The 24,464-nt window shown below is 67.6% G+C and carries 28 protein-coding genes; 19 read left to right on the top strand and 9 right to left on the bottom strand.

The annotated features are described in order from the left end of the window. The first annotated feature begins 10 nt into the window (after positions 1 to 10). The 6 genes from EAW56_RS01720 to EAW56_RS01695 all read left to right on the top strand — a co-directional run bounded on the left by EAW56_RS01720 (position 11) and on the right by EAW56_RS01695 (position 5,138). On the top strand, positions 11 to 1,657 hold the full coding sequence (locus tag EAW56_RS01720; RefSeq protein ID WP_122084799.1) for an ABC transporter family substrate-binding protein: 1,647 nt from the start codon (positions 11 to 13) through the stop codon (positions 1,655 to 1,657). A gap of 50 nt (positions 1,658 to 1,707) precedes the next feature. Continuing rightward, positions 1,708 to 2,589 carry an N-acetyl-1-D-myo-inositol-2-amino-2-deoxy-alpha-D-glucopyranoside deacetylase gene (mshB, locus tag EAW56_RS01715; protein WP_095275823.1) on the top strand — a complete coding sequence of 294 codons (882 nt, stop codon included), beginning with the start codon at positions 1,708 to 1,710 and terminating at the stop codon, positions 2,587 to 2,589. A gap of 11 nt (positions 2,590 to 2,600) precedes the next feature. After that, complete coding sequence (locus tag EAW56_RS01710) at positions 2,601 to 2,966, top strand: hypothetical protein (RefSeq protein ID WP_095276197.1); 366 nt, start codon at positions 2,601 to 2,603, stop codon at positions 2,964 to 2,966. Positions 2,967 to 2,979: 13 nt separating this feature from the next. Continuing rightward, the gene (gene fdxA, locus EAW56_RS01705; protein ID WP_122084797.1) at positions 2,980 to 3,303 is read left to right on the top strand and encodes a ferredoxin; all 324 of its coding nucleotides are present in this window, start codon (positions 2,980 to 2,982) and stop codon (positions 3,301 to 3,303) included. A gap of 4 nt (positions 3,304 to 3,307) precedes the next feature. Next, the gene (gene dapC, locus EAW56_RS01700) at positions 3,308 to 4,414 is read left to right on the top strand and encodes a succinyldiaminopimelate transaminase (RefSeq protein ID WP_095548383.1); all 1,107 of its coding nucleotides are present in this window, start codon (positions 3,308 to 3,310) and stop codon (positions 4,412 to 4,414) included. A 190-nt stretch (positions 4,415 to 4,604) separates the two neighbouring features. Then, positions 4,605 to 5,138, top strand: a complete 534-nt coding sequence (locus EAW56_RS01695) for a GtrA family protein (RefSeq protein WP_095546426.1) — start codon at positions 4,605 to 4,607, stop codon at positions 5,136 to 5,138. Positions 5,139 to 5,193: 55 nt separating this feature from the next. On the opposite strand, the gene dapD is transcribed toward EAW56_RS01695, so the two are convergent. The 4 genes from dapD to EAW56_RS01675 form a co-directional block, all read right to left on the bottom strand. Next, positions 5,194 to 6,159: a 2,3,4,5-tetrahydropyridine-2,6-dicarboxylate N-succinyltransferase gene (gene dapD / locus EAW56_RS01690; protein ID WP_095548384.1), complete on the bottom strand. Its 966-nt coding sequence runs from the start codon at positions 6,157 to 6,159 to the stop codon at positions 5,194 to 5,196. A gap of 5 nt (positions 6,160 to 6,164) precedes the next feature. After that, positions 6,165 to 7,565 (bottom strand): amino acid permease, encoded by a 1,401-nt coding sequence (locus tag EAW56_RS01685; protein ID WP_122084795.1) that lies wholly within the window; start codon positions 7,563 to 7,565, stop codon positions 6,165 to 6,167. After that, positions 7,562 to 8,968, bottom strand: coding sequence for an amino acid permease (locus tag EAW56_RS01680; RefSeq protein WP_415528312.1), 1,407 nt, complete (start codon positions 8,966 to 8,968; stop codon positions 7,562 to 7,564). The genes EAW56_RS01685 and EAW56_RS01680 overlap by 4 nt, the downstream gene beginning before the upstream one ends. A gap of 109 nt (positions 8,969 to 9,077) precedes the next feature. After that, positions 9,078 to 10,022 (bottom strand): 2,3,4,5-tetrahydropyridine-2,6-dicarboxylate N-succinyltransferase, encoded by a 945-nt coding sequence (locus EAW56_RS01675; RefSeq protein WP_122084792.1) that lies wholly within the window; start codon positions 10,020 to 10,022, stop codon positions 9,078 to 9,080. A gap of 32 nt (positions 10,023 to 10,054) precedes the next feature. On the opposite strand from EAW56_RS01675, the gene dapE reads away from it, so the two are divergent. The 7 genes from dapE (at position 10,055) to EAW56_RS01640 (ending at position 15,259) form a co-directional block, all read left to right on the top strand. Further along, complete coding sequence (gene dapE, locus EAW56_RS01670) at positions 10,055 to 11,182, top strand: succinyl-diaminopimelate desuccinylase (protein WP_122084791.1); 1,128 nt, start codon at positions 10,055 to 10,057, stop codon at positions 11,180 to 11,182. A gap of 29 nt (positions 11,183 to 11,211) precedes the next feature. After that, the gene (locus tag EAW56_RS01665; RefSeq protein ID WP_095275845.1) at positions 11,212 to 12,018 is read left to right on the top strand and encodes an LOG family protein; all 807 of its coding nucleotides are present in this window, start codon (positions 11,212 to 11,214) and stop codon (positions 12,016 to 12,018) included. Continuing rightward, on the top strand, positions 12,011 to 12,850 hold the full coding sequence (gene folP, locus EAW56_RS01660) for a dihydropteroate synthase (RefSeq protein WP_244213314.1): 840 nt from the start codon (positions 12,011 to 12,013) through the stop codon (positions 12,848 to 12,850). Before EAW56_RS01665 ends, folP begins: the two co-directional genes overlap by 8 nt. Beyond that, positions 12,847 to 13,602: a glucosyl-3-phosphoglycerate synthase gene (locus EAW56_RS01655; protein WP_244213313.1), complete on the top strand. Its 756-nt coding sequence runs from the start codon at positions 12,847 to 12,849 to the stop codon at positions 13,600 to 13,602. Before folP ends, EAW56_RS01655 begins: the two co-directional genes overlap by 4 nt. A gap of 10 nt (positions 13,603 to 13,612) precedes the next feature. Continuing rightward, the gene (locus tag EAW56_RS12840; RefSeq protein ID WP_205691357.1) at positions 13,613 to 14,032 is read left to right on the top strand and encodes a cell division protein DivIVA; all 420 of its coding nucleotides are present in this window, start codon (positions 13,613 to 13,615) and stop codon (positions 14,030 to 14,032) included. 94 nt (positions 14,033 to 14,126) lie between these two features. Then, a complete protein-coding gene (locus EAW56_RS01645) occupies positions 14,127 to 14,297 on the top strand; it encodes a DUF3117 domain-containing protein (protein ID WP_095275850.1) in 171 nt (56 codons plus the stop codon). Between the two features lie 65 nt (positions 14,298 to 14,362). Further along, on the top strand, positions 14,363 to 15,259 hold the full coding sequence (locus EAW56_RS01640; RefSeq protein WP_122084787.1) for a methyltransferase domain-containing protein: 897 nt from the start codon (positions 14,363 to 14,365) through the stop codon (positions 15,257 to 15,259). 14 nt (positions 15,260 to 15,273) lie between these two features. Here EAW56_RS01640 and EAW56_RS01635 read toward each other — a convergent pair whose 3' ends face one another. Together EAW56_RS01635 and glgA are read right to left on the bottom strand one after the other, a co-directional pair. Further along, complete coding sequence (locus tag EAW56_RS01635) at positions 15,274 to 16,704, bottom strand: GH32 C-terminal domain-containing protein (RefSeq protein ID WP_122084785.1); 1,431 nt, start codon at positions 16,702 to 16,704, stop codon at positions 15,274 to 15,276. Positions 16,705 to 16,721: 17 nt separating this feature from the next. Further along, positions 16,722 to 17,876 carry a glycogen synthase gene (gene glgA / locus EAW56_RS01630; protein ID WP_167457373.1) on the bottom strand — a complete coding sequence of 385 codons (1,155 nt, stop codon included), beginning with the start codon at positions 17,874 to 17,876 and terminating at the stop codon, positions 16,722 to 16,724. Positions 17,877 to 18,008: 132 nt separating this feature from the next. Between glgA and glgC the strand changes: the two genes are divergently transcribed. Then, a complete protein-coding gene (glgC, locus tag EAW56_RS01625) occupies positions 18,009 to 19,226 on the top strand; it encodes a glucose-1-phosphate adenylyltransferase (RefSeq protein WP_369825006.1) in 1,218 nt (405 codons plus the stop codon). Here glgC and EAW56_RS01620 read toward each other — a convergent pair. Then, positions 19,223 to 19,909, bottom strand: coding sequence for an O-methyltransferase (locus EAW56_RS01620; RefSeq protein WP_122084907.1), 687 nt, complete (start codon positions 19,907 to 19,909; stop codon positions 19,223 to 19,225). The genes glgC and EAW56_RS01620 overlap by 4 nt on opposite strands. 109 nt (positions 19,910 to 20,018) lie before the next feature. On the opposite strand from EAW56_RS01620, the gene sigE reads away from it, so the two are divergent. From sigE to tatB, 3 genes are all read left to right on the top strand, one after another. Beyond that, positions 20,019 to 20,633, top strand: coding sequence for an RNA polymerase sigma factor SigE (gene sigE, locus EAW56_RS01615; RefSeq protein WP_095535114.1), 615 nt, complete (start codon positions 20,019 to 20,021; stop codon positions 20,631 to 20,633). 141 nt (positions 20,634 to 20,774) lie between these two features. Beyond that, positions 20,775 to 21,158: an anti-sigma factor family protein gene (locus tag EAW56_RS13105; protein WP_279629689.1), complete on the top strand. Its 384-nt coding sequence runs from the start codon at positions 20,775 to 20,777 to the stop codon at positions 21,156 to 21,158. Between the two features lie 12 nt (positions 21,159 to 21,170). Continuing rightward, on the top strand, positions 21,171 to 21,635 hold the full coding sequence (gene tatB, locus EAW56_RS01605) for a Sec-independent protein translocase protein TatB (protein ID WP_095553136.1): 465 nt from the start codon (positions 21,171 to 21,173) through the stop codon (positions 21,633 to 21,635). 19 nt (positions 21,636 to 21,654) lie between these two features. On the opposite strand, the gene EAW56_RS01600 is transcribed toward tatB, so the two are convergent. Beyond that, positions 21,655 to 22,791 (bottom strand): Mrp/NBP35 family ATP-binding protein, encoded by a 1,137-nt coding sequence (locus EAW56_RS01600; RefSeq protein ID WP_095275865.1) that lies wholly within the window; start codon positions 22,789 to 22,791, stop codon positions 21,655 to 21,657. Between the two features lie 79 nt (positions 22,792 to 22,870). Here EAW56_RS01600 and EAW56_RS01595 point away from each other — a divergent pair, with 79 nt between their 5' ends. Together EAW56_RS01595 and EAW56_RS01590 are read left to right on the top strand one after the other, a co-directional pair. Further along, positions 22,871 to 23,443 carry a YflT domain-containing protein gene (locus tag EAW56_RS01595; protein ID WP_205691174.1) on the top strand — a complete coding sequence of 191 codons (573 nt, stop codon included), beginning with the start codon at positions 22,871 to 22,873 and terminating at the stop codon, positions 23,441 to 23,443. A 51-nt stretch (positions 23,444 to 23,494) separates the two neighbouring features. Further along, positions 23,495 to 24,280: a type 2 periplasmic-binding domain-containing protein gene (locus tag EAW56_RS01590; RefSeq protein WP_122084781.1), complete on the top strand. Its 786-nt coding sequence runs from the start codon at positions 23,495 to 23,497 to the stop codon at positions 24,278 to 24,280. 91 nt (positions 24,281 to 24,371) lie between these two features. Here EAW56_RS01590 and EAW56_RS01585 read toward each other — a convergent pair. Beyond that, a partial coding sequence (locus EAW56_RS01585; protein ID WP_147453238.1) for an IS3 family transposase occupies positions 24,372 to 24,464 on the bottom strand: 93 nt, incomplete at its 5' end.

The raw sequence follows: 24,464 nt of genomic DNA, 5'->3' as shown, positions 1-24,464 counted from the left end.
CGGTCTCCCCATGCACGTCCCCGCACGCAGGTGGTGTGCCGCGTTCGGCGCAGCGCTGCTGCTCGCGGGGAGTGCCGGGTGCGCCGCCAACCCAGGTCCGCCGCCACTGGTGGACCCCGCCGAGGTGCAGGACGCCCCCGGCGGCGACACCAGCGCCAACGATGCTGGTGACGGTGCCGCGGAGCCGGACGAGGAGACGTCGACAAGCAAGCCCACGCAAGGCCCCGAGCGGACCCAGATCACGGTCGGCACGGACACGCTGCGCAACGGCCTGAACCCGCACCTGCGCGCCGACGAGTCCGCGATGGTGCGCAGCATTGCCAACCTCGTGCTGCCCAGCGCGTTTGTGGACGGCGTCCGCAACGACGAGCTGCTCGTCGCGGCGACGCGGCTGCCCACCTCGAGCTACGCCATGACGGTGCGCTACGTCATCGCGCCGGAGGCGCAGTGGTCCGACGGCACGCCGATTACCGGCGCTGACTTCGCCTACCTGTGGCGCGGGATGTCGCACACCCCGGGCGCGATCGACGCGGAAGGCTACGGCGCGATCGTGGGCGTGCGCGTCAGCGGCGACGGCGGAAAGGTCGTCGACGTGGACTTCGCCCGCCCGGTGGGGCAGTGGCAGAGCCTGTTCCAGCACCTGCTTCCCGCGCACCTCTTCGCGGCGGACGCGTCGGACTTCCGCGCGGCGCTGCACGACACGATCCCGGCGTCGGCCGGCCGCTACATGGTGCGTGAGGTGGACCGCGGCCGCGGCACGGTCACGCTCAACCGCAACGACAGGTTTTGGGGCGAGTCGCCCGCGCAGATTGACATCATTAACCTCCAGGAGGTGCGCACGACCACCCAGGTTGCGGACCAGCTGCGCGCGGGCCAGCTCGCGTTCCTGGACAAGACGCCGCAAGAGACGTCGTCGCGAGTGCTCGACCTGCTGCCATCAACGCAGACGCGCCTGATCAGCACCCCGCGCACGCTCGGCGTGAACGTGTCAGTGAACTCGGGCCTGTCCCGCGGGATGCGCGAGGAGCTTCGCTCGCTTATCGACGTTCCACTGCTCGCCCCCATCAGCGCCGGCCGCTCCGCGGACCTGGACCCAGCCGAGCCTACCCCGCCCCTGGAAGGCGAGCCTGTGCGGCTGCAACAGTTCGTGGAGAAGTACCGGCCGCTGCGCATCGGCGTGGACGCCTCCGACACGGCCGCGTCCGCCGCGGCGCGCTCGCTCGCGGACATCCTCAACGGCCGCGGAGTGCGCGCGAGCGTCGTGTCCACCGATACCGCGTCGCTGCTGTCCAGCAGCATGCCCGATGGCAACGTTGACGTGCTGGTGGGGTGGCGGTACGACGCGGGGACCACCACCCAGCTGGCCGGGCGCGTGGCCTGCCCTACAGGCAAGTACCTGGAGGAGAACGTTTCCGGGCTGTGCACGCAGGAAAACCAGCTACTGGCCAGCGCCATCCTTTCCGGCGAGGTGGGCCAAGGCGAGGCGGCGCGGCGCGTCGCCGACATCGAGCAGCAGGAGGTGCTCTGGGTGCCGGTGGTGCGGGAGCGCCGCATCCTGGCGCTCGGGACTACAATCGACGGCCCCGACGCGGACCTGCAACGATGGAACCAAGGCCTGTCGAGCGCCGCGCAGTGGACGCTCACCGGCACTGAGTAGCAGCCGAGCAGCGCACGCCGCCCAAACCAATTCAACGCAAGGAGTAGACAATGCACACCACCAACAGGGACCTCGCCGGCTACCGCGTGGTGGCGGTCCACGCACACCCGGACGACGAGGCGATCACGATGGGCGGCACGCTCGCGGACCTGGCGGCCCGCGGGGCGGACGTGCTTGTGGTGACCTGCACGCTGGGGGAGGAAGGCGAGGTCATCGGCGAGCCCTACCAGCAGCTCACCGTGGACCACGCCGACCAGCTCGGGGGCTTCCGGATCCGGGAGCTGCAGGAGTCGCTCGCGGCGATGGGCGTGCGCGGCGCGTTCCTCGGCGGCGCGGGCTGCTACCGGGACAGCGGGATGGCCGGGTCCAAGGCGCACGAGAATCCGCGGGCGTTTGTGCATGGGGGGCAGGGGAGCGTCGATAAGCTTGCTGCCCTGCTCGAGGCCGAGCGGCCGCACCTGGTGCTGACCTACGGACCGGACGGTGGGTACGGGCACCCCGACCACATCCGCGCGCACGAGATTGCGCACGCGGCCGCCGAGCAGGTTGGCGTGCCGCGCATCCTGTGGGCAGTGCGGCTGGAAGAGGAGACCAACGCGCTGCTTCCCGCCGAGGCTCCGGAAGGCTGGCGGCTGCCGGAGGACGGCGAGCTCGACGGCGTTGCGCATTCCGACGTCGCGGTGCGGCTTTCCCACACCGCGTACAGCGCGAAGGTGGCGGCGATGCGCGCGCACGCCACCCAGCTGTGGATCGCGGACGGGCGCACCAGCGCCACCAACCCGCACTCGGTCGTGGGGCAGGGGCCGGTGGTGTACTACGCGTTGTCCAACCTCATCGTGCAGCCGATTCAGCCGTACGAGCACTTCCAGCTTGGCGCGGGCGTGCCGATTGAGCGCCCGGAGGACGGGGTGCTCGGGGGTCTGGCTCGGTGACGGAGCCGGCCGTGCGCACGGACTACTCGCGCGGCGAGGTCGTCGCCGCGATGGTGTGGCTGGGCATCGGCGCGCTGGTGTCACTGCTGCTTGAGGTGGTCTACCTGGGCGCGCGCGTGGGCAGCGTCCCCGTGCCCGCGACGGTGCTGGTGGCGCTCGCGTTCAATGTGGTGCTGACCAGGACCGCCCGGTTGTGGGCGCGCGGTGGAGCGTGGATCGCCTTCGTACCCCTGGCGGTGTGGCTGGGCGGGTTCTTCGCCCTCATGTTCGTGCTTCCAGCTGGCGGCCCGCAGCTCGTGCCGGATAATATTCTGACGTTGCTCCTGCTGTTCGCCGGAATTTTGGGTGGCGTTTTCCCGATGCTCCGAGCGAAGTGACATACTGGACAGCATGACTTACGTGATTGCTCAACCATGCGTGGACGTGCTGGACCGCAGCTGCGTCGAGGAGTGCCCCGTCGACTGCATCTATGAAGGCAAGCGCATGCTCTACATCCACCCGGACGAGTGCGTCGACTGCGGCGCGTGCGAGCCGGCTTGCCCCGTCGAGGCCATCTTCTACGAGGACGACCTCCCGGACGAGTGGGCGGAGTACTACGACGTCAACGTCAGCTTCTTTGACAAGCTGGGCTCCCCAGGCGGCGCGGCCAAGACGGGCCCGACCGGCTACGACCACCCGTTTGTAGAGGCACTGCCGCCCCAGAACCAGGACTAGGACCATGCCCGCACAGCCTCGTCGCACGCCCCTGGGGGAGCGCCTGCCCGAGTTCCCGTGGGACACCATCGCGGAAGCGAAGGCGAAGGCGGCTGCCCACCCGGACGGCATCGTCGACCTCTCCGTGGGCACCCCCGTCGACCAGGTCGCGCCGTCCATCCAGCTGGCGCTCGTCGAGCACGCGGCGGAGCCGGGGTACCCGCAAACCGTTGGGCTCCCGGAGCTGCGCGAGGCGATCGTGGGCGCGATGGCGCGCCGCTTCGCCGTCACCGGGTTGGATGAGCGCTCCGTCCTGCCGGTGATTGGCACCAAGGAAGCCATCGCGTGGCTGCCCACGCTGCTTGGCCTGCAGGGGCAGAAGGTGGTCATCCCGGAGCTCGCGTACCCGACGTACGAAGTCGGCGCGCTGCTCGCCGGCGCTGAGCCCGTGCGTTCCGACGCACCCGTCGAGGGCGCCGCGCTGGTGTTTATTAACTCGCCGTCGAACCCCTCGGGGCGTGTGCTCAGCGAGTCCGAGATGCGCGAGTGGGTTGAGTTTTCGCGCGATACTGGCGCGATCATCGCGTCCGACGAGTGCTACCTCGGCCTGCCGTGGTCTGCGGAGCCGCTGAGCGTGCTCGACCCGCGCGTGTGCGGCGAGGACATGACCAACCTGCTGGCACTGCACTCGCTGTCCAAGACCTCCAACCTGGCCTCCTACCGCGCTGGCTGGATCGCGGGTGACACAGACTTGGTCCAGGAGCTCCTGTTTGTGCGCAAGCACTCCGGGCTCATGGTGCCGGGCCCGATTCAGCACGCCATGCGCGCCGCGCTTATCGACGACACCCACGAGGAACTCCAGGCCTCGACCTACGCCAAGCGACGCGCTACGCTCATGGCCGCGCTGCTCAAGGCCGGCTTTACCGTCGACCACTCCGAGGCCGGCCTGTACCTGTGGTCGCGCCGCGACGGGATGGAGGCCCGCGAAACTCTGGACTGGCTCGCGGAGCGTGGCATCCTGGCGGCGCCCGGCGACTTCTACGGACCGGCCGGTGGGGCCCACGTCCGCATCGGCCTCACCGCGACGGACGAGCGCATCGCCGCCGCCGCGCAGCGACTCACCGCGGCGTAAACACTGCGTATCCACCGCGCGCGTTTTTCTTCTCAATACGGCCACGTACTAAGCTACATGGGTTAGCACGTGGCCGTTTCGCGCTGCCGGGCGCCGGCGATCGGCGCGGCGGCGGAGACGGCGCAGGACAACGTCCCGGCAGGAAGAAGGAGGCGCGGGTAGCGTGAACAGCTCAGCAACCACCGAGCGTATGGCGAACGGTCTGCGCGAATTTATCAAGTTCGGTCTCGTCGGCGGCTCCGGCGTGGTGGTCAATCTCGCCGTCTTTTACGTGGCGAAGAAGTCGCTCGAGGCAGGGCTGGACCTTCACGAGGCCGACGCGCTCATGAGCATCCCGGGCACCCGGTTCAACATCCGCTGGTACCACCTGCTCTCTACGCTGGCGTTCGTCATCGCCAACGTCTGGAACTACCAGCTCAACCGCTCCTGGACGTTCCGCAAGATCGAGCAGCGCAACTGGTTCGCGGGCTTCTTCCCGTTCCTCGCCACGGGTGCCATCGCCTTCCTTGTCTCGCTGACGTTTATGACGCTGTTTATGAACCCGACCTCGCCCATCGCGCTGCCGGACCACATCTTCGACGATTCCTCCGGACTGCGCACCAAGTCGTACTGGGCCCAAGGCTTATCGACGATCATCGCCACCCCCGTCAACTTCATCATCAACAAGTTCTGGGCGTTTGCGAAGCCGAAGCCGTCGGCTCCGCACGCGGGGGAGGAGACGTAAGAAACTCCCCACCAGCCCGAGCAGGCCAGGTGGGGAGTGATGGGGGGCAGAGCGCCTAGTTGGCGTGCAGCGCCTCGTTGAGCTCGATGCCCTTTGCGGCAACGACCTCGATGGCTCCGGAGGTGGAGTTGCGGCGGAACTGCAGGCCGTTGGCGCCGGAGAGCTCGAGCGCCTTGATGGTGGCGCCTGCTTCCTTGCTGAGTGCCTCGGCAACCTCGGCGGTGAGCACGACCTTGGCGCCGGCGGTGACGTAGAGGCCGGCTTCGACCACGCAGTCGTCGCCAAGCGAGATGCCAATACCCGCGTTCGCGCCGAGCAGGCAGCGCTCGCCGAGGGTGATGGTTTCCTTGCCACCGCCGGACAGGGTGCCCATGATGGAGGCGCCGCCGCCGATGTCGGTGCCGTCGCCGACGGTCACGCCGGCGGAGATGCGGCCCTCGACCATGGAGGCGCCGAGCGTGCCGGCGTTGAAGTTGACAAAGCCCTCGTGCATCACGGTGGTGCCCTCGGCGAGGTGGGCGCCGAGGCGGATGCGGTCGGCGTCGCCGATGCGCACACCGGCGGGGACGACGTAGTCGACCATGCGGGGGAACTTGTCCACGGAGTAGACGATGACGGGGCCGCGGGCGGCGAGGCGGCCGCGGGTCATCTGGAAGTCGGAGACCTCGCAGGGGCCGTAGTTGGTCCACACCACGTTGGCGAGCAGACCGAACACGCCGTCCATGTTCGCGCCGTGCGGCTTGACCAGGCGGTGGGAGAGCAGGTGCAGGCGGAGGTAGACATCGTAGGCGTCGATCGCCGGCTCGTTGATGTCAGCGATCTGGGTCTCGACGGGGACGCGTGCCACGCCGCGGTCCTCGTCGGGGCCGACCAGGTGGGAGAAGCGCGGGTCTTCCTCCTCCAGGCGGGTGGTGCCGGTTTCCGTCACGGGCTCGCCCAGCTTGGGGGCGGGGTACCAGACGTCGAGGACAGTGCCATCATGGGTCACCGTGGCAATTCCACGGGCAATCGCTGAAGTCATGCCTGTTAGCTTAGATCATCCTGTCGGAGCGCTGCAGCCCTGCCCCGTGTGAATAGGGACGCGACAACAAGTGCTGCGGAAACGATAAGGACGGCGAGGATCTGACCGCGCGCGGAGGCGTCGATAAGCATGAGCCCCACGAGCGCGAGCAGGGCGGCGAGCGTAGCCCACGGCACGAACATCCCACCTTGTACCTCGACGGCGGAATGGCCTTCGCCCGCGCGCATTTCCGGGCGCAGGCGGATGTAGCTCAGCGTGATCATGATCCAGGTGACGATGAGGCAGCCGCCGACCGCGTTCATGAGGAAGCTGAGCAGCCCCGGCGGGTTCCACCACTGCAGACCGACCGCGACGAACGCGAAGAACATGGAAACCAGCACCGAGTTGAAGGGGACGCCACTCGCGTTGGTCTTGGCAAGCCACTTCGGGGCGTCGCCCTCGAGCGCTTGCTGATACGCCAGGCGAGAGGTGCCGAAGATCTGCGCGTTGAACGCCGAGAGCAGCGCGAGCACGATCACGACTTCCATGAAACCGACAACACCGGGCAGGTTTGCCATGGACAAGACCTGGGTAAACGGCGAGTCCGCGGCGGAATCGGCGGCGTCGATCTGCGCGTAGGGCAGTAGGAGGATGATCACCACGACGGAGCCGACGTAGAACAGCGCGATACGCCAGATAATGGAGTTGACCGCGTTCTTCACGGCCTGGGCGGGGTTTTCGGACTCAGCCGCCGCGATGGTGACGACCTCGATGCCGCCGAATGCGAAGGCGACGGCGAGCAAGCCGGCGGCGATACCCGGGATGCCGTTCGGCGCAAAGCCGGATTCCTTCACGTGGGTGAGCCCGACAAAGTCGCTGCCCGGCAGCACGCCCAAGAAGAGGAGGGCACCAATGACCAAAAAGCCCATGATGACCACGATCTTGATCATGGCAAACCAGTACTCAAACTCGCCGAAGCCCTTGACCTGCGCCAGGTTGACCACGGCGAAGAACACCACCGCGACGAGCGCGGGGATCCACTGGGGGACGCCGAACCAGCCGCCCATTATCGCGGCGGCGCCGGTGATTTCCGCGCCGCCGACCATGATGAGCAGGAACCAGTACAGCCAGCCGAGCAGGAACCCCGCCCAGTGGCCGAACGCCTGGCGCCCGTATGTGGCAAACGATCCGGAGGATGGGCGGGTCGCGGCCATCTCGCCGAGCATGCGCATCACAGCGATGACGATAAGACCGGCGATGAAGTAGGCGATCAGGATCGCGGGCCCGGCGGCGCGGATGCCCTCGCCCACGCCGAGGAACAGGCCCGCGCCGACGGCCATCCCAAGGCCCATCAGCGTGAGGTGGCGCGATTTCAGGCCGGTGCCGAGCTCGGAATCAGGGCCGTTGTGGGTGGTAGCTCTGCTCATCGGATGTTCCTTTCGGCCGCCTTCGCGGCGTTGATGCGGAAGGAGTCGGTGCGCGTCCACAGCACACCTGCAATGGCGGCCACGCCGACGACGACGGCCACCGCGAGTAGCTGCGTGCGCCCGTCGGGTGTGGTGAGCATGAGGACGACGAGCGCTGCAGCGAGCGCGATGGTCGCCCAGGGCAGCACGGACGGCGCCCACATGCGCACCTGCGTGATCTCGCCCGTGGCTACGAGGCGTGGGTGGAGGCGCAGGAAGGAGAAGCTGATGGCAAACCAGATCACGATCAGGCAGCCGCCGACCGCGTTGAGCAGGAATGCGAGCAGCCCCGGCGGGTTCCAGTACTGCAGGGCGACGGCGCCGAACCCGAAGCAGACGGAGACGATGACTGCGCGCATGGGCACCCCGCGCGTGTCCGTGGTGGCAAACATCTGCGGGGCGTCGCCGCGCAGCGCCAGGTTGTGCAGAAAGCGGGAGGAGCCGTAGATCTGCGTGTTGCACGCCGACAGGAGCGCGACCACGATGACGGCCTCCATGATGCCCACCGCGCCCGGGACGTTGGCCAGGTGGAGGACGGCGGTGAAGGGGGACTCGGAGGCGTCCTTGGCTCCGCCGATCTGCCCGAATGGCAGCAGCATGACGATGAGGAGGACCGAGCCGATGTAGAAAAACCCGATGCGCCAGATGATGGAGCGGATCGCGGCGTGGACCGCCACCTCGGGGTCTTCCGACTCGGCGGCGGCGATGGTGACCAGCTCGATGCCGCCGAAGGCGAATGCGACGGCGAGCATGGCGGTGGCCACGCCGCCCCAGCCGTTGGGCATGAACCCGACCTCGGCGATGTTGCTTTTGCCGACGAAACTGGTGCCGGGCAGCAGACCAAGCCACAGGGCCACGCCCAGGACCAGGAACGCGATGATGACGGAGACCTTGATGAGGGCGAACCAGAACTCGAATTCCCCGAAATTCTTCACCGCGGCGAAGTTGATCACGGTAAACACCACGATGGCCACGAGCGCCGGGATCCACGGCGAGATGCCAAACCAGGCGGCGATGATGGCGGAGGCGCCGGTGATCTCCACGGCCATGATCATGATCATCATGAACCAGTACAGCCAGCCGATGGCAAACCCGGCCCAGGGGCCGAGCGCCTGCTCCGCGTAGGTGGAAAAGGTGCCGGAGGACGGCCGCGCCGCCACCATCTCTGCAAGCATCTGCATGATGCACACGGTGATCGCGCCGGCGATGAGGTAGGCGATGATCACCGCCGGCCCGGCAGCGGCGATGCCCACGCCGGTACCGAGGAAGAGCCCGGCGCCGATTGCGGAACCGAGCCCCATCATGGTCAGATGGCGGGTTTTGAGGCCACGCTCAAGCGAGACGGAGGCAGAAGTCGGTGCGATGACCGACGCGCTGCCAGGGGAATCCTGAGAAGACATGGTCTTACTCTAATCGTTGGCACCGCGACGCGGGCCAATAAGGCTCGCATCGTCCCAGCTGGGGGCTTGAATGCTAATCGACGCTTCCCTGATCCCTCACAACCGGACAATTGCTCATCGCCTCGCGCCGGATGAGCAAGTCGTCCTGCCCGGCGATCTCTTTGGCGGGGATCTCGCGGTCCAGGCGGGCGTCGTACACCACCGATTCCGGCTCGATCATGACGTTGACGCCGACGGTGCAGTTATCGCCCAGGTCCACGCCGAACACGCCGGCTGAGGGGTGCATCGTGCAGTGCTTGCCCACCCGCATTGGGCCGCGGGTGCGTTGCGTGGCGCGCGACGCCATGAGCACGGATGACAACGCCAGGTCCGCGCCCTCGCCGACCACCACGGACGAGGACAGGCGCCCCTCCACCCGCGAGGGGCCGAGCGTGCCCGCGTTAAAGGAGACGTAGCCCTCGCGCAGGACCGACGTGCCCGGCGCGAGGTAGGCGCCGAGGCGGACGCGCTCGGCCTGCGCGATGGACACGCCCGAGGGAACGACGTAGTCCACCATGCGCGGCACCCGCTCGATGCCCCAGACGTGGATCGTGCCGCGGGAGCGCAGGTTGGTGCGGATGAACTCGAAGTTGTCCGTCAGGCACGGGCCCTTATTGGTCCACACCACGGGCACGAGGTGGCTGAGGCAGTCCTCCATGTTCAACTCGAGCGGCTTGACCAGGCGGTGGGAGAGCAGGTGCAGCCGCAGGTAGACGTCGTGCGCGTCCACCGGTGGCTGTGACAGGTCCGGGATGCGGGTGCGCACCGGAACGAGCTCCACCAGCCGGTCGCGGTCCAGGCCGACGAGGTTGAGGAACCGGTCGGAAAGCTCGTTCGCGCTGACGCGCTCGGTGCTCGCGGGGGCGGGTGGCTCGGACGGTGTGGCGTCGATAAGCGCTGGGCTCGGGTACCAGGTGTCCAAGACGGTCCCGTCCATAGCGATGTTGGCAATTCCGGTTGCTTCCGCTCCAATGGGCATGTCCTCATCCTAGGCGGATTGCCGCCCGTAGGATGAGTGAGGTGAACACGCTAGACCTCTTTGCAGACCCAGTCGATCTCACCGCCGCGCTCGTGGACATCGATTCGCCGTCCCACCACGAGGAGGCGATCGCCGACGCCGTCGAGGGGGCGCTTCGGGCGCTTGCCGACGCCTCCGGGGACGGCGCAGTCGACGTGCAGCGGATTGGCAACACCGTCGTCGCCCGCACGCACTTCGGGCGCGAGCAGCGCGTCGTGCTGGCGGGACACATCGACACGGTGCCGCTGGCAGACAACACGCCGCACCGCATTGAGGGCGACACCATGTTTGGCTGCGGGACCGTGGACATGAAAAGTGGCATGGCGTGCTACCTCGGGGCGTTCGCGCGGCTCGTGCGTGGCGAGGCCGAGGCACCGGGGGAGCGCGCGGCGTTTGATATGACTGTCATTGCCTACGAGGCCGAGGAGGTCGCCCAGGAATACAACGGGCTGTTCCACCTCGAGCGGGACCACCCGGAGCTGCTTGCGGGCGACATCGCGCTGCTTGGCGAGCCGTCCGGCGGGGTGATCGAGGCCGGCTGCCAGGGCACGATCCGCGTCTTCGTAGACGCGCACGGCACCCGAGCGCACTCCGCGCGCTCGTGGCTGGGTCACAACGCGGCCCACGACCTCGCGGGTGTGCTGACCCGCATCGCCGCCTACGAACCGCGCCGTGTCACCATCGCCGGGTGCGAGTACCGCGAGGGCATCAACGTCGTCGGCATGGAGGGGTTCGTGGCCACCAATACGATCCCGGACCACGCCCGTCTGATTGTCAACTTCCGCTACGCGCCGGACCGTGACGTGGAGAACGCGAAGGCGCACCTCGAGGAGGTGCTCGCCCTGGAAGACGGGTTGACGCTTGCGTACGACGACGTGGCGCCGGCCGCGCTACCGGGGCTGGACCACCCGGTGGCGGCCAACCTGGTGAAGGCCGTGGGTGGGAACTTCCGTGCGAAGTTCGGATGGACGGACGTGTCCAGGTTCTCTAACCTTGGTGTTCCGGCCGTGAACTTCGGCCCCGGCGATCCGGGCTTTGCTCACAAGAAGGACGAGCAGTGCCCGATCAGCCAGATCCGTGAGGTGTTCGCGCAGCTCATGGACTACCTGTCCCTTCACTGAACATAGAAAACTTTCCTCACACAATTACTATGGCACCGCACACCACACCCCGCCCCGACCGTGACCGCAAGCTCCGCGGCCCGCTCATGCTGCGCAGCGACAACGAGCAGGCGTCCACGCACGACCGCCGCCTGCTCGAATCGCTCGGCTCCTCCGACCATGACTGGAAGCACGCAGACCCGTGGCGCGTCATGCGCATCCAGTCCGAGTTCGTGGCCGGCTTCGACGCACTCAGCGAGCTGCCGAAGGCCGTGACTGTCTTCGGTTCCGCGCGGCTGGGCGAGGGCACGCCGGAATACGAGCAGGCGTACCAGGTTGGCCACGGGCTGGTCGAGGCCGGCTACGCCGTGATCACCGGCGGCGGCCCGGGCCTGATGGAGGGGCCGAACCGCGGTGCGCATAACGCCGGCGGCATGTCGGTCGGCCTGGGCATCGAGCTGCCGTTCGAGCAGGGGCTGAACGACTGGGTCGACCTCGGCCTGAACTTCCGCTACTTCTTCGCCCGCAAGACCATGTTCCTGAAGTACTCGCAGGCGTTTATCGCGCTGCCCGGTGGCTTCGGCACGATGGACGAGGTCTTCGAGGTGCTGTGCATGGTGCAGACCGGCAAGGTGACCAACTTCCCGATCGTGCTCATCGGCACCGACTTCTGGTCCGGCCTGGTCGATTGGATGGTCAACCAGCAGCTCGAGCGCGGGCTCATTTCGCCTGGCGACGAAAAACTGTTCCTGGTCACTGACTCGGTTGAGGAGGCCATCGCGCACATCGTGGAGACGCACCAAGTGATGACGGACGAGCGCCTCGGCGACGCGCAACGCGCTGGTGGACATGAGTAACTCGCTCGCGCGGGTGATGGCCATTGTGAACCGCACCCCGGACTCCTTTTACGACAAGGGCGCGACCTTTGCCATTGAAAAGGCAGCTCAGCGCGCGGACGAGGTCATCGCGGCGGGCGCGTCCATCGTGGACGTCGGCGGCGTCAAAGCCGGGCCGGGGGATGAAGTGGACGTCGACGAAGAGATCGATCGCGTTGTCCCGCTGATTGCCGAGGTCCGCGCGCGCCACCCCGAGGTGTCCATCAGCGTGGACACATGGCGAGCGAGCGTCGCCGAAGCGGCTATCGACGCCGGCGCGGACCTGATCAATGACACCTGGGCGGGCTGGGACCCCGAGCTCGTCGAGGTGGCGGGCCGCCACGCGGTCGGCTACGTCTGCTCCCATACCGGCGGGGTAGTGCCGCGCACCCGCCCGCACCGCGTGCATTTTGATGACGTCGTCGCCGACGTGATCCGTGAAACTTCAGCGCTGGCCGAGCGCGCCGTGGACTGCGGCGTGCCCGCCGAGCGCGTGTTCATTGACCCCACCCACGACTTTGGCAAGAACACGTTCCACGGCCTGGAAATCCTGCGCCGGATCGACGAGCTCGTTGCCACCGGCTGGCCGGTGCTCATGGCGCTGTCCAACAAGGACTTCGTGGGCGAGACGGTTGGCCGCACCGACCCAGCGCAACGCGTCGCGGGCACGCTCGCTGCCACTGCCTGGTCGGCCACCCGCGGCGTCGCCGCCTTCCGCGTCCACAACGTCGCGGAAACCGTGGACGTGATCCGCATGACCGCGGCGATCCAGGGCACCGCCGCGCCGCTTGCCACCGTCCGGGGGCTCGCGTGAGCAGCCCGCGCGTGAGCGTGGTCATCCCGGCGCTGAACGAGGAGCGCACCGTCGCCGGCGTGGTGCGCACCTGCCTCGAGTCGCGCGCCGCGCGCGATGGCGGGGAGGTGCTGGTCATCGACTCCGACTCCACCGACGCCACCGCCAGCGAGGCCGCAGCGGCGGGCGCCCGCGTGGTGAACTGGCGCGATGTCGGTCCCGCCAAGACCGTTCCCGGCAAGGGCGAGGCGCTGTGGCGCGGGGTGCGCGCCGCGAGCGGCGACGTCGTCGTCTTCGTCGACGCGGACGTGACCTCGCTGCGACCCGGCTGGGTCGATGCGCTCGCGGCGCCGTTTGCGGACCCGGCGATCCACCTGGTCAAGGCCGCCTACACCCGCGAGCTCAACGGCGGCCCCGGCGGCGGCCGCGTCACCGAGCTCACGGCGAAGCCGCTGCTGCGCGCGCTGTTCCCCGAGCTCGGCCACATCTCCCAGCCGCTCGCCGGAGAGTACGCCATCCGTCGCAGCACCGCGCTGAGCCTGCCGTTTGTCGCCGGCTACGGGGTCGAGGTGGGCTTGCTCCTCGATGTCGCGTCCTCCCACACGCCCGCCGCCGTCACCGAAGTGCAGCTCAGCGCGCGGCGACACCGGAACCGTCCGCTGGAGGAGCTCGCGCCGATGGCGGATATGATCGTGGCGACGATCCTGGATCGGGCCGCGGGGCGCGGCGCGCTGGGCGAGGTACAGCAGCGCGCTGCGTGGGGCGGGAAGTAGAATAGCGCCCATGCTCTCTTGGATTATCCTGATTCTTGTCTTGGCGCTGTTCAGCGTGCTGGGGACGCTGCTGGCGTCGTCGATTTTTGGGCGCGGTGAGACGCAGCCGCCGATGCCTGATACGGAAGATGTGAAGGCGGCGAATCGCCGCGCGGTTGAGGACGGCAACTTTGACGACATTCAGTTGGAGGTTGTCCACCGCGGGTACCGGATGGACCAGGTCGACGCACTCATCGCGCAGCTGACCGGCCAGGACACCGCGGAGTGGCGCGACGACGAGGCCGCTGAGGCTCGCCCGGCGCAACCCCGCAACCCGCAGAAGGTGGACTCGCACTCGCTCACCGAGGGCGTGAGCGCGGCGGAGTTTGAGTCGCCCGCGACGCTGGAGCCGGCACCGAAAGCTGGGGAAAATCCGTACGGAAAGGCATAGTTAGCTACGGAAATGCTGCTTGGCCCGGATGGTCGGGCCCATACAGGCGTATCATTGACTCCATACGTCATTGAGTTCAAAGGAGAGAATACGCATGGCAGCAATGAAGCCGCGCACCGGTAGCGGCCCGATGGAAGCTGTAGAAGAGAGCCGAAAGATTGTGATGCGCATTCCATCCGACGGCGGCGGGCGGCTCGTCGTGGAGATGAGCAAGGAAGAGGCAGCCGAGCTGGGCCAGCTGCTTATCGACGCCGCGGGGCAGTAACCCACGCCGTCACCGCATTCACCCTGCACCGCTTGGCCCGGCCGGCGGTGCGGTAAGCTTTCCACATGCTCAAAGACATCGTGGACGTGCTTGCAGACCCGGCAGATCTTTCCCCGTTGCGGGGCGAGGACGACTTTTCGCGCCTCGTCTCCGAGACGGGGCATTCTTATGACGTGGCCAAGCAGGGCTACGTTACGCTGGCCAGCGGAAAGGGCCTGAACCACGAGGGCGACTCGATCGAGATGATCCACGCCCGCGAAGCCTTCCTCTCGCAGGGGCACTTCGCGCCGTTCGTCGAGGCCGTGACGCAGCAGGTGCAGGACGTACTGGAGCACAGCGCGCCCGAGCCGGGCGACCCGTCAGCGGAGGAGGCCCACGGCGTGGCCGAACCTGCCGTGCTGGAGGTGGGGGCCGGCACCGGCTACTACCTGGCGCACACGCTGGACAGTGTCGGCGGCGCGCGCGGCATCGGGCTGGATATTTCTGTGCCCGCCGCAAAGCACCTGGCCAAGTCCCACTCGCGCGTCGGCGCCGTGGTGGCCGACGTGTGGAGCCAGCTTCCGGTTCGTGACGGCAGCGTTCACGCCATCATGGATGTCTTCGCGCCCCGCAACCCGGCGGAGTTCGCCCGCGTTCTTGCGCCCGGCGGTGAGGTTGTAGCGCTCATCGCGCACCAGGGGCACCTGGACGAGCTGCGCGAACCGCTGGGCATCCTCGGCGTTGAGGCGGGCAAACTCGAGCGCATGGTGGAGCAGGCCAAGGGCCACCTGGAGTTGGCCGCGGAGCCGCAGCTCATCGAGTACACGATGCGCCTGGAGCGCGACGCGATTGCCGCGCAGGTAGGGATGAGCCCGTCGGCGCGCCACGTGGCGCCGGACGTGCTGCAGGAGCGCCTCGCGGCGCTGCCGGAGCACATGGACGTGACGGCGCGCGGCCAGCTGGTCCGGCTGCGCAAGGCGTAGGCCGGAGCGGGCGCCTACCGGGCGCTGGGGAACCCCCGGCGCCACTCGTTGTAGATCTCGGCGTCGCCCGCCGCGCGGGAGCGGATTCCGCTGTAGCCGGTGGAGGACCAGATGCGGGATGCGGTGACGACGCTGCCGCCGCCCGCGTAGACCTCGAGGGTGGAGCCGTCGACGATGACGGTGATGTTGTCCTCATCGTCGTCGTGCACCTCCGCGACAGCGGGGTTGCCGTCGAGACGGTCGACGGTGAGGGTCTCCCCGTTGTGGCTGATCACAGCCACCGGCTCGCCGTTGCCGTCCAGCACCTCGGCCTCCACGGACGAGCCCGCAGGGATGTCGCACAGCGCCGTCCACATCAGTGCGTGGCGCGACGACTGCACCGCCTCCGGCAGCCCGCCGGCGGGGACCTGGTAGAGCTGCCCGTGCTGCAGGGTCGCGCGGCGCGGCAGCGTCAGCGTGTTCGCCCAGCCCTCGGACTCCCAGTTCGGTTCCTTCGTGGGGTCGCCGTGGCGGCCGGAGTCGGTCATGAAACCGAACAGGTAGGTCCGCTCGTAGCGGTCCTCGGCGTTCGACGGCTCCAGGGTGTAGGCGGAGTTGCGGGGGCGGGTGAAGTCGTGGCCGTAGTCTAGCGGCTTTGCCTGGGATGTCACGGTGAAGACGCTGCCCTTGAGCACGCCGACGAGGTACACGGTGCGGTCCTTGCCGTCGATCTCGGCGGTGAGGAAGAGGACGTCGTAGATCTCGCCGTCCACTTCGTCGCGCAGGCGGGAGATGCGCGGGGCGACGAGCGGCTTGGTCACATCGAGGCCGGGGTCGCCGTCGAAGGTCAGCGCGCCGTCGACAAGCCAGCTCTGGCCGTCGTGCGAGGAAAGGACGACGGGCACGGGTGCCTCGAGCGAGCCGGTGACCGCGAGCATGAGCCAGCCGTCGTGGCCGCGCTCGCGGTTGCCATCTTCCTCCCAGTCAGGGACGACGCAAGGGGAGCGGAAGTTGGTGTATACCTGGCCGTCGACCTCCGTGTCCTGGACCACCGCGCCGAGGCGCTTGACGCCGGAGGAGGGGAGCAGTTGGCCGGTTTCGGACTCCTCCAGCTCCTCGCAGAGCGCGGCCAGGTCGTCGGCGTGCGCGCGCTGCACGGTGTCGCCCGCAGCGGTGTTGGAGGTGAAGTACAGGTCCGCGCCGTCATCGGTGGCGACGACCGCACCGGCGCGGACGTTGAGCTCACCGCCGATGGCGACGAGGGCGTCGTTGCACTCGAGCCAGCTGAACGGGTCCTGCTCGCTCATGTCGTGCCCCCACGCGCTCGGGGCGTCTGGGGTGAGCTTGTACTGGTAGAACATGTGCCACACGCGCTCGCCGCGCTCGCCGGCGCGGATCACACCTGCGGGGCCCTCGAGGATGCCGCGCTCGGCGGTCACGTGCAGTTCGGGTCTGTAAACGCTCATACTTAGTTCTGTTTCCTCTACAGCAGCTTCTTGTATACGTCCACGGTTTCCTGCGCGATAGTAGACCAGGAGAACGTGTCGCGGGCGCGCGCCAGGCCCGCGGCACCCATGCGCTTCGCCGTCTCCGGGTCCCCGGCCAGCGCGTTGACTGCCTCGGCGAGGGCGTGCTCAAAGGCCTCCGGATCGTGCTCGTCGTAATCAACGAGGGTGCCGGTCTCGCCGTCAACCACGACCTCCGGGATGCCGCCGACTCGCGACGCCACCACGGCGGTCTCGCACGCCATGGCCTCCAGGTTGACGATGCCCAGCGGCTCGTAGATCGACGGGCAGACGAACACGTCCGACGAAGCGTAGACCTCGCGGATCTTCTCCGGCGGCAGCATGTCCTGCACCCAGAAGATGCCGTCGCGCTGCGCGCGCAGCTTCTCGACGAGCCCCTGCGTCTCCGCCGCAATCTCCGGGGTGTCCGGGGCGCCGGCGCAGAGGATCAGTTGCACATCCTCGTCGAACTGCTGCGCCGCCTTGAGCAGGTGGGGCACACCCTTCTGGCGGGTGATTCGGCCGACGAACGAGACGACCGGCTTCGCCGGGTCCACCCCGAGCTCCTCCAGAATCGTCGCCTGGCCGGGATACCAGTTATCGGTGTCGATCCCGTTGAGCACCACGTGGACCTTGTCCGGCTCAATGCGCGGGTACGCCCGCAGGATCGCGTCCTTCATGCCGGAGGACACCGCGATGACCGCGTCGGCGTACTCCATGGCATTCCGCTCGCTCCAGGAGGAAACGTTGTAGCCTCCGCCGAGCTGCTCGCGCTTCCACGGGCGGTCCGGCTCCAGCGAGTGCGCGGTGACCACGTGCGGGATTTCGTGGAGCTGGGATGCCAGGTGGCCGCCCAGGCCCGCGTACCAGGTGTGGGAGTGCACCAGGTCCAACCCGCTCGCCGCGTTGGCCATGCGCAGGCCGGTGGACAGCGTCTTGATCGCGCCGTTCGCGTCGGTGAGCTCCGGGTCTACGCCGTGGACGTAGACGTTGTCCATCTTGCGCGGCTTCCCCATGCAGTGCACGTCGACGTCGATAAGCTCGCGCATAAAGCGCGTCAGCTCAGTGACGTGCACGCCGGCACCACCGTAGACCTCCGGTGGGTACTCTCTGGTCATCATTCCGACTCTCATGAGCCCCAACAGTAGTGAGGAATGCGCGACGCTGCAGGAACCTGAACGGGAGGTGTGGTGCGTCCCCCTAAAGTGGTGAAAATGTGTACATAGCCACTGCGGGAGACGTTGCTTTTCAATACTCTGGTGGGCGTGAAAAGCCAGCCAAGAGTCCTCGCCATCGTCCTCGCGGGCGGCGAAGGGAAGCGACTGTTCCCCCTGACCGCCGACCGTGCCAAGCCTGCAGTCCCGTTTGGCGGTAACTACCGCCTCATCGACTTCGTTCTGTCCAACCTGGTCAACGCGGGGTACATGCGCATCGCCGTGTTGACGCAGTACAAGTCCCACTCGCTCGACCGCCACGTCGCCACCGCGTGGAACGTGTCCGGCCCAACCCCGCAGTACATCGCGTCCGTGCCCGCGCAGCAGCGCCGCGGTAAGCGCTGGTACAACGGCTCGGCGGACGCGATCGTGCAGTCGCTCAACCTCATTTATGACGACAAACCGGACTACGTCCTCGTCTTCGGCGCGGACCACGTCTACCGCATGGACCCGTCGCAGATGGTGGAAAACCACATCGCCTCGGGCAAGTCAGCCACCGTCGCCGGCATCCGCGTGCCGCGTGCGGAGGCCACAGCGTTCGGCTGCATCCAGTCCGACGAAAACGGCACGATCACGGAGTTCCTGGAAAAGCCGGCCAACCCGCCGGGTACCCCGGATGACCCGAACGTGACGTTCGCGTCCATGGGCAACTACGTCTTTTCCACCGAGGCGCTCGTGCAGGCCTTGCTGGAGGATGAGCAGAACGAGGACTCCGCCCACGACATGGGCGGGGACATCATCCCGTACTTTGTGAACCAGGGCGAGGCGAACGTCTACGACTTCTCCGAGAACCACGTGCCGGGCGCGACCGAGCGCGACAAGGGGTACTGGCGCGACGTCGGCACCATCGACTCGTTCTACGAGGCGCACATGGACCTGATCTCCTCGCACCCGATCTTCAACCTCTACAACAACGCGTGGCCGATCCACTCCACCGAGGACGGCAACCTCCCGCCCGCCAAGTTCGTCATGGGCGGCATCGCACAGGAGTCCATCGTGGCCTCCGGTTCCATCATCTCCGGCGCGACGGTGCGCAATTCCGTCCTGTCCACGGACGTGCGCGTGGAAGAGGGCGCGACCGTGGAGGGGTCCGTGCTCATGCCGGGCGTGCGCGTGGGCAAGGGGGCAGTGGTGCGCCACTGCATTCTGGACAAGAACGTCTACGTGTCCGATGGTGAGATCATCGGCGTGGACCCGCAGCGCGATCGCGAGCGCTACAAGGTCTCCGACAACGGCGTGGTCGCCGTTGGCAAGAACGAAGTGATCTAGCGCTTCGTTACCAGCGTCAGGCCCCCGTCGAGGGGCAGACGCGTGACGACGCCACCGTGCTCTGCCGCGAAGGTCTCCGCGTAGTCGTCCGCCTCGCGGGCGGCCGCGGTCGCGCGGTCGCGGCGGGTGGCGTCGGCGACCGTGCCGTCCAGCAGTGAGCCGGCGAGCACGAGGGTGCCGCCGGGGGTGAGGAGGGGCCACGCGGCGTCGATGATCGCCCCGAGCTCAACGGGCGAGACGTCCGCGTAGATGACCTGGTAGGCGTCATTGGCCAGGCGGCCCATCACATCGAGCGGACGGGCGGTGAGGAAGCGGACCCGAGAGGGCGCGTACCCCGCGGCGCGCACTGCGGCCTTCGTGCCGGACTGCAGCGCGGCCTCGGGCTCGATGCAGGTCAGGGTGGACTTTTCCGGCAGGCCGCGCAGCAGGTGCAGGCCCACGGTGCCCGCGGCCGGGGTGACGGCGACGGCGCCCTGCGCGGCGTCTGCGCGCGCGCCCGCCGCGGCGAGGGTTGTCAGCAGCGTGCCCACGGTCGGGGAGGGCAGGCTCACGCCGTTCTCCTCGGCCTCAACGCGGGCGACCTCGAGCCCTTGGCTGAACGGGTCCGCGTCCGCCGCGCCGTTCGCGTGGTTCGCGCGCTGGTCGATGTAGGCGATCATTTGGGAAAAAGCTGTCTCACTCACACCGCACATCATAGCGAGCTGCGGATCGTGAGCGGATTGTTACCCGCCACCAGGCAAAGTGCCGGGCAAAGTGTTGCCCAGGCTTAGTTATCTCTGCCACAATAGAGCAATGACTTCACCGCGCGAGCAGCCCACCCCGAACGCCGACACGCTGACGGGCACTGCGGCGTTTGACGCTGGCCAGGGCGGGATGCCCACCTGGGCCGAGTTGGTTGCGGAGCACGCGGACAGCGTCTACCGCCTTGCGTTCCGCCTCTCCGGCAATCAGCAGGACGCGGAGGACCTCACGCAGGAGACGTTCATGCGCGTCTTCCGCAACCTGAAGAGCTACAAGCCCGGCACATTCGAGGGCTGGCTGCACCGCATCACCACCAATTTGTTCCTGGACATGGTGCGCCACCGCGCCACGATCCGGATGGAGGCGCTGCCGGAGGACTACGAGCGCGTCCCCGGCACCGACATGACGCCGGAGCAGGCGTACACGGTGGCCAACCTCGATCCCGCGCTCCAGCACGCGCTGGACGAGCTCGGCCCGGACTTCCGTGTCGCCGTGGTGCTTTGTGACGTCGTCGGGATGACCTACGAGGAGATCGCCGACACCCTCGGCGTGAAGATGGGGACGGTCCGCTCGCGCATCCACCGTGGCCGACAGCAGCTGCGCGCGTCGCTGGAGGCGCAGGCACAGCACGATCAAGCGGCGAAGGACCTGATCCGGGCGCGGTAGTTTGGACCTGCTGCGCGGGGCGGTGAGCGCACTCGGCGCCGGACGGGCGTACGCTAGGTGCAAATTGGGCCAGTGGCCTGAACATGCGATCGAGCGAGAACGAGGAGTAAAGGAGCGCACTGAGTGGGCGAGGTGAGCAGGGTGAGCAAGAAGATGCCGTCGGCCGCGTCATCCGGCGCACCCCGGCGCAAGCAGTTTTCCTCCACCGAGCACCTCAGCCCCGAGGCCATCGCCGCATTCACCGACAACGAGCTCAGCGCTACGGCGGCGCGTCGCGCCCGTTCGCACCTGATGCAGTGCGCGGAATGCTTCGCCGAGGTGCAGGCGCAGCGAAGCACCTCCCAACGGGTGCGCCGTTGCAACGACGACGACCTGCACGCCCCGGACTCGCTGGTCGAGCGGCTGGCGCAATTGTGCAGCGACGACGTCGCCGACCGTCCGGGGGCGGATCCCTCCGCGCAGTCTCACGGCAGCATGTTGGACAAGATGGAAGTAGTTTTCCGTACGCTGAGGCGCCGCGGGTAGAGGGAGCAGGCAGTGTTTTCCAACATCGGCTGGGGCGAGATTTTCTTCATCCTCATCATCGGCCTCATCGTCATCGGCCCCGAGCGTCTGCCGGGCGTGATCCAGGACGTCCGCGCAGCCATTTATGCGGCCCGCAAAGCCATCAACAATGCGAAAGCGGAGCTCAACGGCGAATTTGAGGAGTTTGAGGAGTTCCGCGCGCCCATGCAGAAGGTAAGCAAGTACGCCGCCATGGGCCCTAAGCGTGCGATGGCGCAGATGCTTTTCGACGATGACGTTAAGGACGCGAACGCCCCCGGACACACCGACCCGCGCGAGGCGCTTAGCGACGACCCGCAGGCCCGGACCCCCAAGCCGCCCGTCAACCCGGGCGAGCCCGGCGGGGGCTCCACCCGCCAGGTGGCGCGGCGCGACGCCCAAGGAAAGCGCAAGCCGGACGCATCCGGCGGCGGATTCTCCTGGGCCGACATCACCTAGGCGCAGGCAGCGCCAGGGGCTACTTCACGCCGAGGTTCAAGCTCTTGCCCGCCAGCGAGGTGCGGCGGATCTTTAGTTTGTTTGCAACCTCCGTGATGGCCTTGGCGGCGGGGGAGTCGGGCTCATCGAGCACGACCGGCGTGCCCGTGTCCCCGTGCTCGCGCAGCTTCGGGTCCAGCGGGATCGACCCGAGCAGCGGGACCTCATTATCCGTCAGCGCGGTGAGGCGCTCGGCGACCTGCTCGCCGCCGCCCTCGCCGAAGATGTGCATGGTGGAGCCGTCCGGCATGACCATGCCCGCCATGTTTTCAATCACGCCCGCGATCGGCTGGTCCGTCTGCTGCGAGATCGTGCCGGCGCGCTCCGCCACCTCCGCGGCCGCGGCCTGCGGGGTGGTGACGATGAGCAGCTCGGCGTTGGGTACCAGCTGCGCCACGGTGATGGCCACGTCGCCGGTCCCCGGCGGCAGGTCCATGAACAGGACGTCGAGGTCGCCCCAGTACACGTCCGCGAGGAACTGCTGGATGGCGCGGGTGAGCATCGGGCCGCGCCACACGATCGGGGCGTTGCCCTCCACGAACTGGCCGACGGAGATGTGGCGGACGCCGTGCGCGATCGGCGGCATGAGCATCTCGTCCACCACAGTCGGGCCCTGCCCCGCGGAGCCCATGAGGCCGGGGATGGAGTGGCCGTAGATGTCGGCGTCGATAATGCCCACGGAAAGCCCCTGCTTGGCCAGCGACGTGGCGAGATTGACGGTCATGGAGCTCTTGCCCACGCCACCCTTGCCCGAAGCGACCGCGAAGACGCGAGTCCGCGAGTTCGGGTCGGCGAACGGGATCGCGGGGCCGCTCTGCTGGCCGCGGAGGGACTGCGCGAGCTCGCGCCGCTGCTCGTCGCTCATTGTGTGCAAGGTGACCGAGACTTCGCCTATGCCCTCGAGGTCCTCGAGCACCGCGCGCGTGTTGGACTCGATGGTGTCTCGCATCGGGCAGCCGGCGATGGTCAGGTATACGCCCACGGCGACATCGTTGCCGTCAATGGACACGGACTCGACCATGTTGAGCTGCGTGATCGGCTTGCCAATCTCGGGGTCCTCGACACGCGAGAGGGCCTCGTAGACGGCGTCTTTGGTAATCGGGGAAGTGTCAGTCATAACGCCTACCAAGTATAGGGTGGCGCGCGACGTGGCAGAAACGGCGTAGCGCGGTCCAGCCATGAGCGCGGGCGGTAAGATGTGGACGTTGCACGCGCAGGCCGCTGACTCCCCGGAAAGGACACCGACCATGACATCCCCCTCGCTCCGAAGCCCGCAAAACCGCGAGATCCCAACCGGCTGGCCGGTGGGCAGCTTTGGCACCTACCAGGACGCGCAATCGGCCGTGGACAACCTGTCCGACAACGAGTTCCCGGTGGAAAAACTCACGATCGTCGGCGTCGACCTGATGCAGGTGGAAAACATCACGGGGCGGCTCACCTGGCCGCGCGTGCTCGGCGGCGGTGCGCTCTCCGGCATGTGGTTCGGGCTGTTCATCGGCCTCATTATGGGGATGTTCGCCTCCGAGGGCAGCACTTGGCTGCTGGTGTCTATGTGCGTCATCGGCGGTGCTGTGTTTGGGCTCATTTCCGCGGCGTTTGCGTACGGGTTCACCGGCGGCAAGCGCGACTTCGCCTCCGCGACCACGATCGTGGCGGGCCGCTACGACGTGCTCGCGGAGCAGGACGTGGCCACTCGCGCCCGCGACATGATCGCCGCGATGGGGCAGCCGCAGCGCCCGTTACCGGGGGCCGACGGCGACGAGCGTTAGGATCAAGAGGACCAAACGGCCGAACGTACTGACCGAGAGGACGGGATCTGTGTGGGCAAGGTGAATCAGCGGTGGCGACGCGTCGCCACCGCGGCGATAGTGACAGCGAGCGCGCTGTCCCTCGCGTCCTGCACGCCGTTTGAGCGGCCGGAGATTGCCACCGTACTCAACGTCGGAGCAGAGGGGACGCTCGCTATCGCCGTCGACCCGGCGTCGCCGGAGCAGCTGGTCATCGGAGAGATCTACAACCAGGTCCTCGCCGCGTACGGCCGCCCGGTCGGCCTCGCGGCGAACTCGTCGTTTGCGTCGCGCAGCCCGTTGGACATCCTGAAGGAAGACAACGTCGACATCGTGGTCGGCTGCACGGGCCAGGTCCTCACGCAGCTGGATCCGCAGACCGCGGCAAGCTTCGCGCAGCCGAGCGACGAGGCGGCCGGAGCCGCGGACGAGAACACGACGAGTAGCGCGTCCGAGGCCGAGCGCCAAGATGAGGTGTATGCCGCCATGGTCGCCACGTTCCCCGCAAACGTTCGCTCGGTGGATCCCTCGCCCGCGCAGGCCTGCCAGGACAGCGAGGCCGCGAAGCAGGGTCTGCCGGAGAACATCGTCCCCATCATCAAAGACGGCAGGCTCACCCGCACCGAGTCGACCCGGTTGAACTTTATTACGCGCGTGATGTCCACCAAGGACATCGAGGAGATGACGGAGCGCGTGGAAGAGGGGGAGACTGTGCGTTCTGCGGTGGCAGAATGGTTGATGGAGTACGCGAGCATCAACATCAACGCCCCGACAACCAAGGACGAGGACGAGAAGGACGGGACGCAGCGCGCGGCGTAGCGGGAGGCGTCGAGAAGCGCGCGCCCTAAGTGCGACCAAGAAGAAAGGCCCCCAGGATGAACTGGCCCCCGAAAGTTGGACTGGTTTAACTCTAGGTGGTTAGGGCTTCAAGGGTCTGATTTCGATATTGCATCGGGGTCAGGCCCTTGAGTCGTTGTTGGATGCGTTCGGTGTTGTACCACTG

This window comes from Corynebacterium gottingense, assembly GCF_003693265.1.
In the GTDB taxonomy this organism is placed as follows: Bacteria; Actinomycetota; Actinomycetes; order Mycobacteriales; family Mycobacteriaceae; genus Corynebacterium; species Corynebacterium gottingense.
The sequence above is the reverse complement of the archived record's forward strand: the minus strand, read 5'-3'. Positions and strand labels throughout refer to the sequence as shown.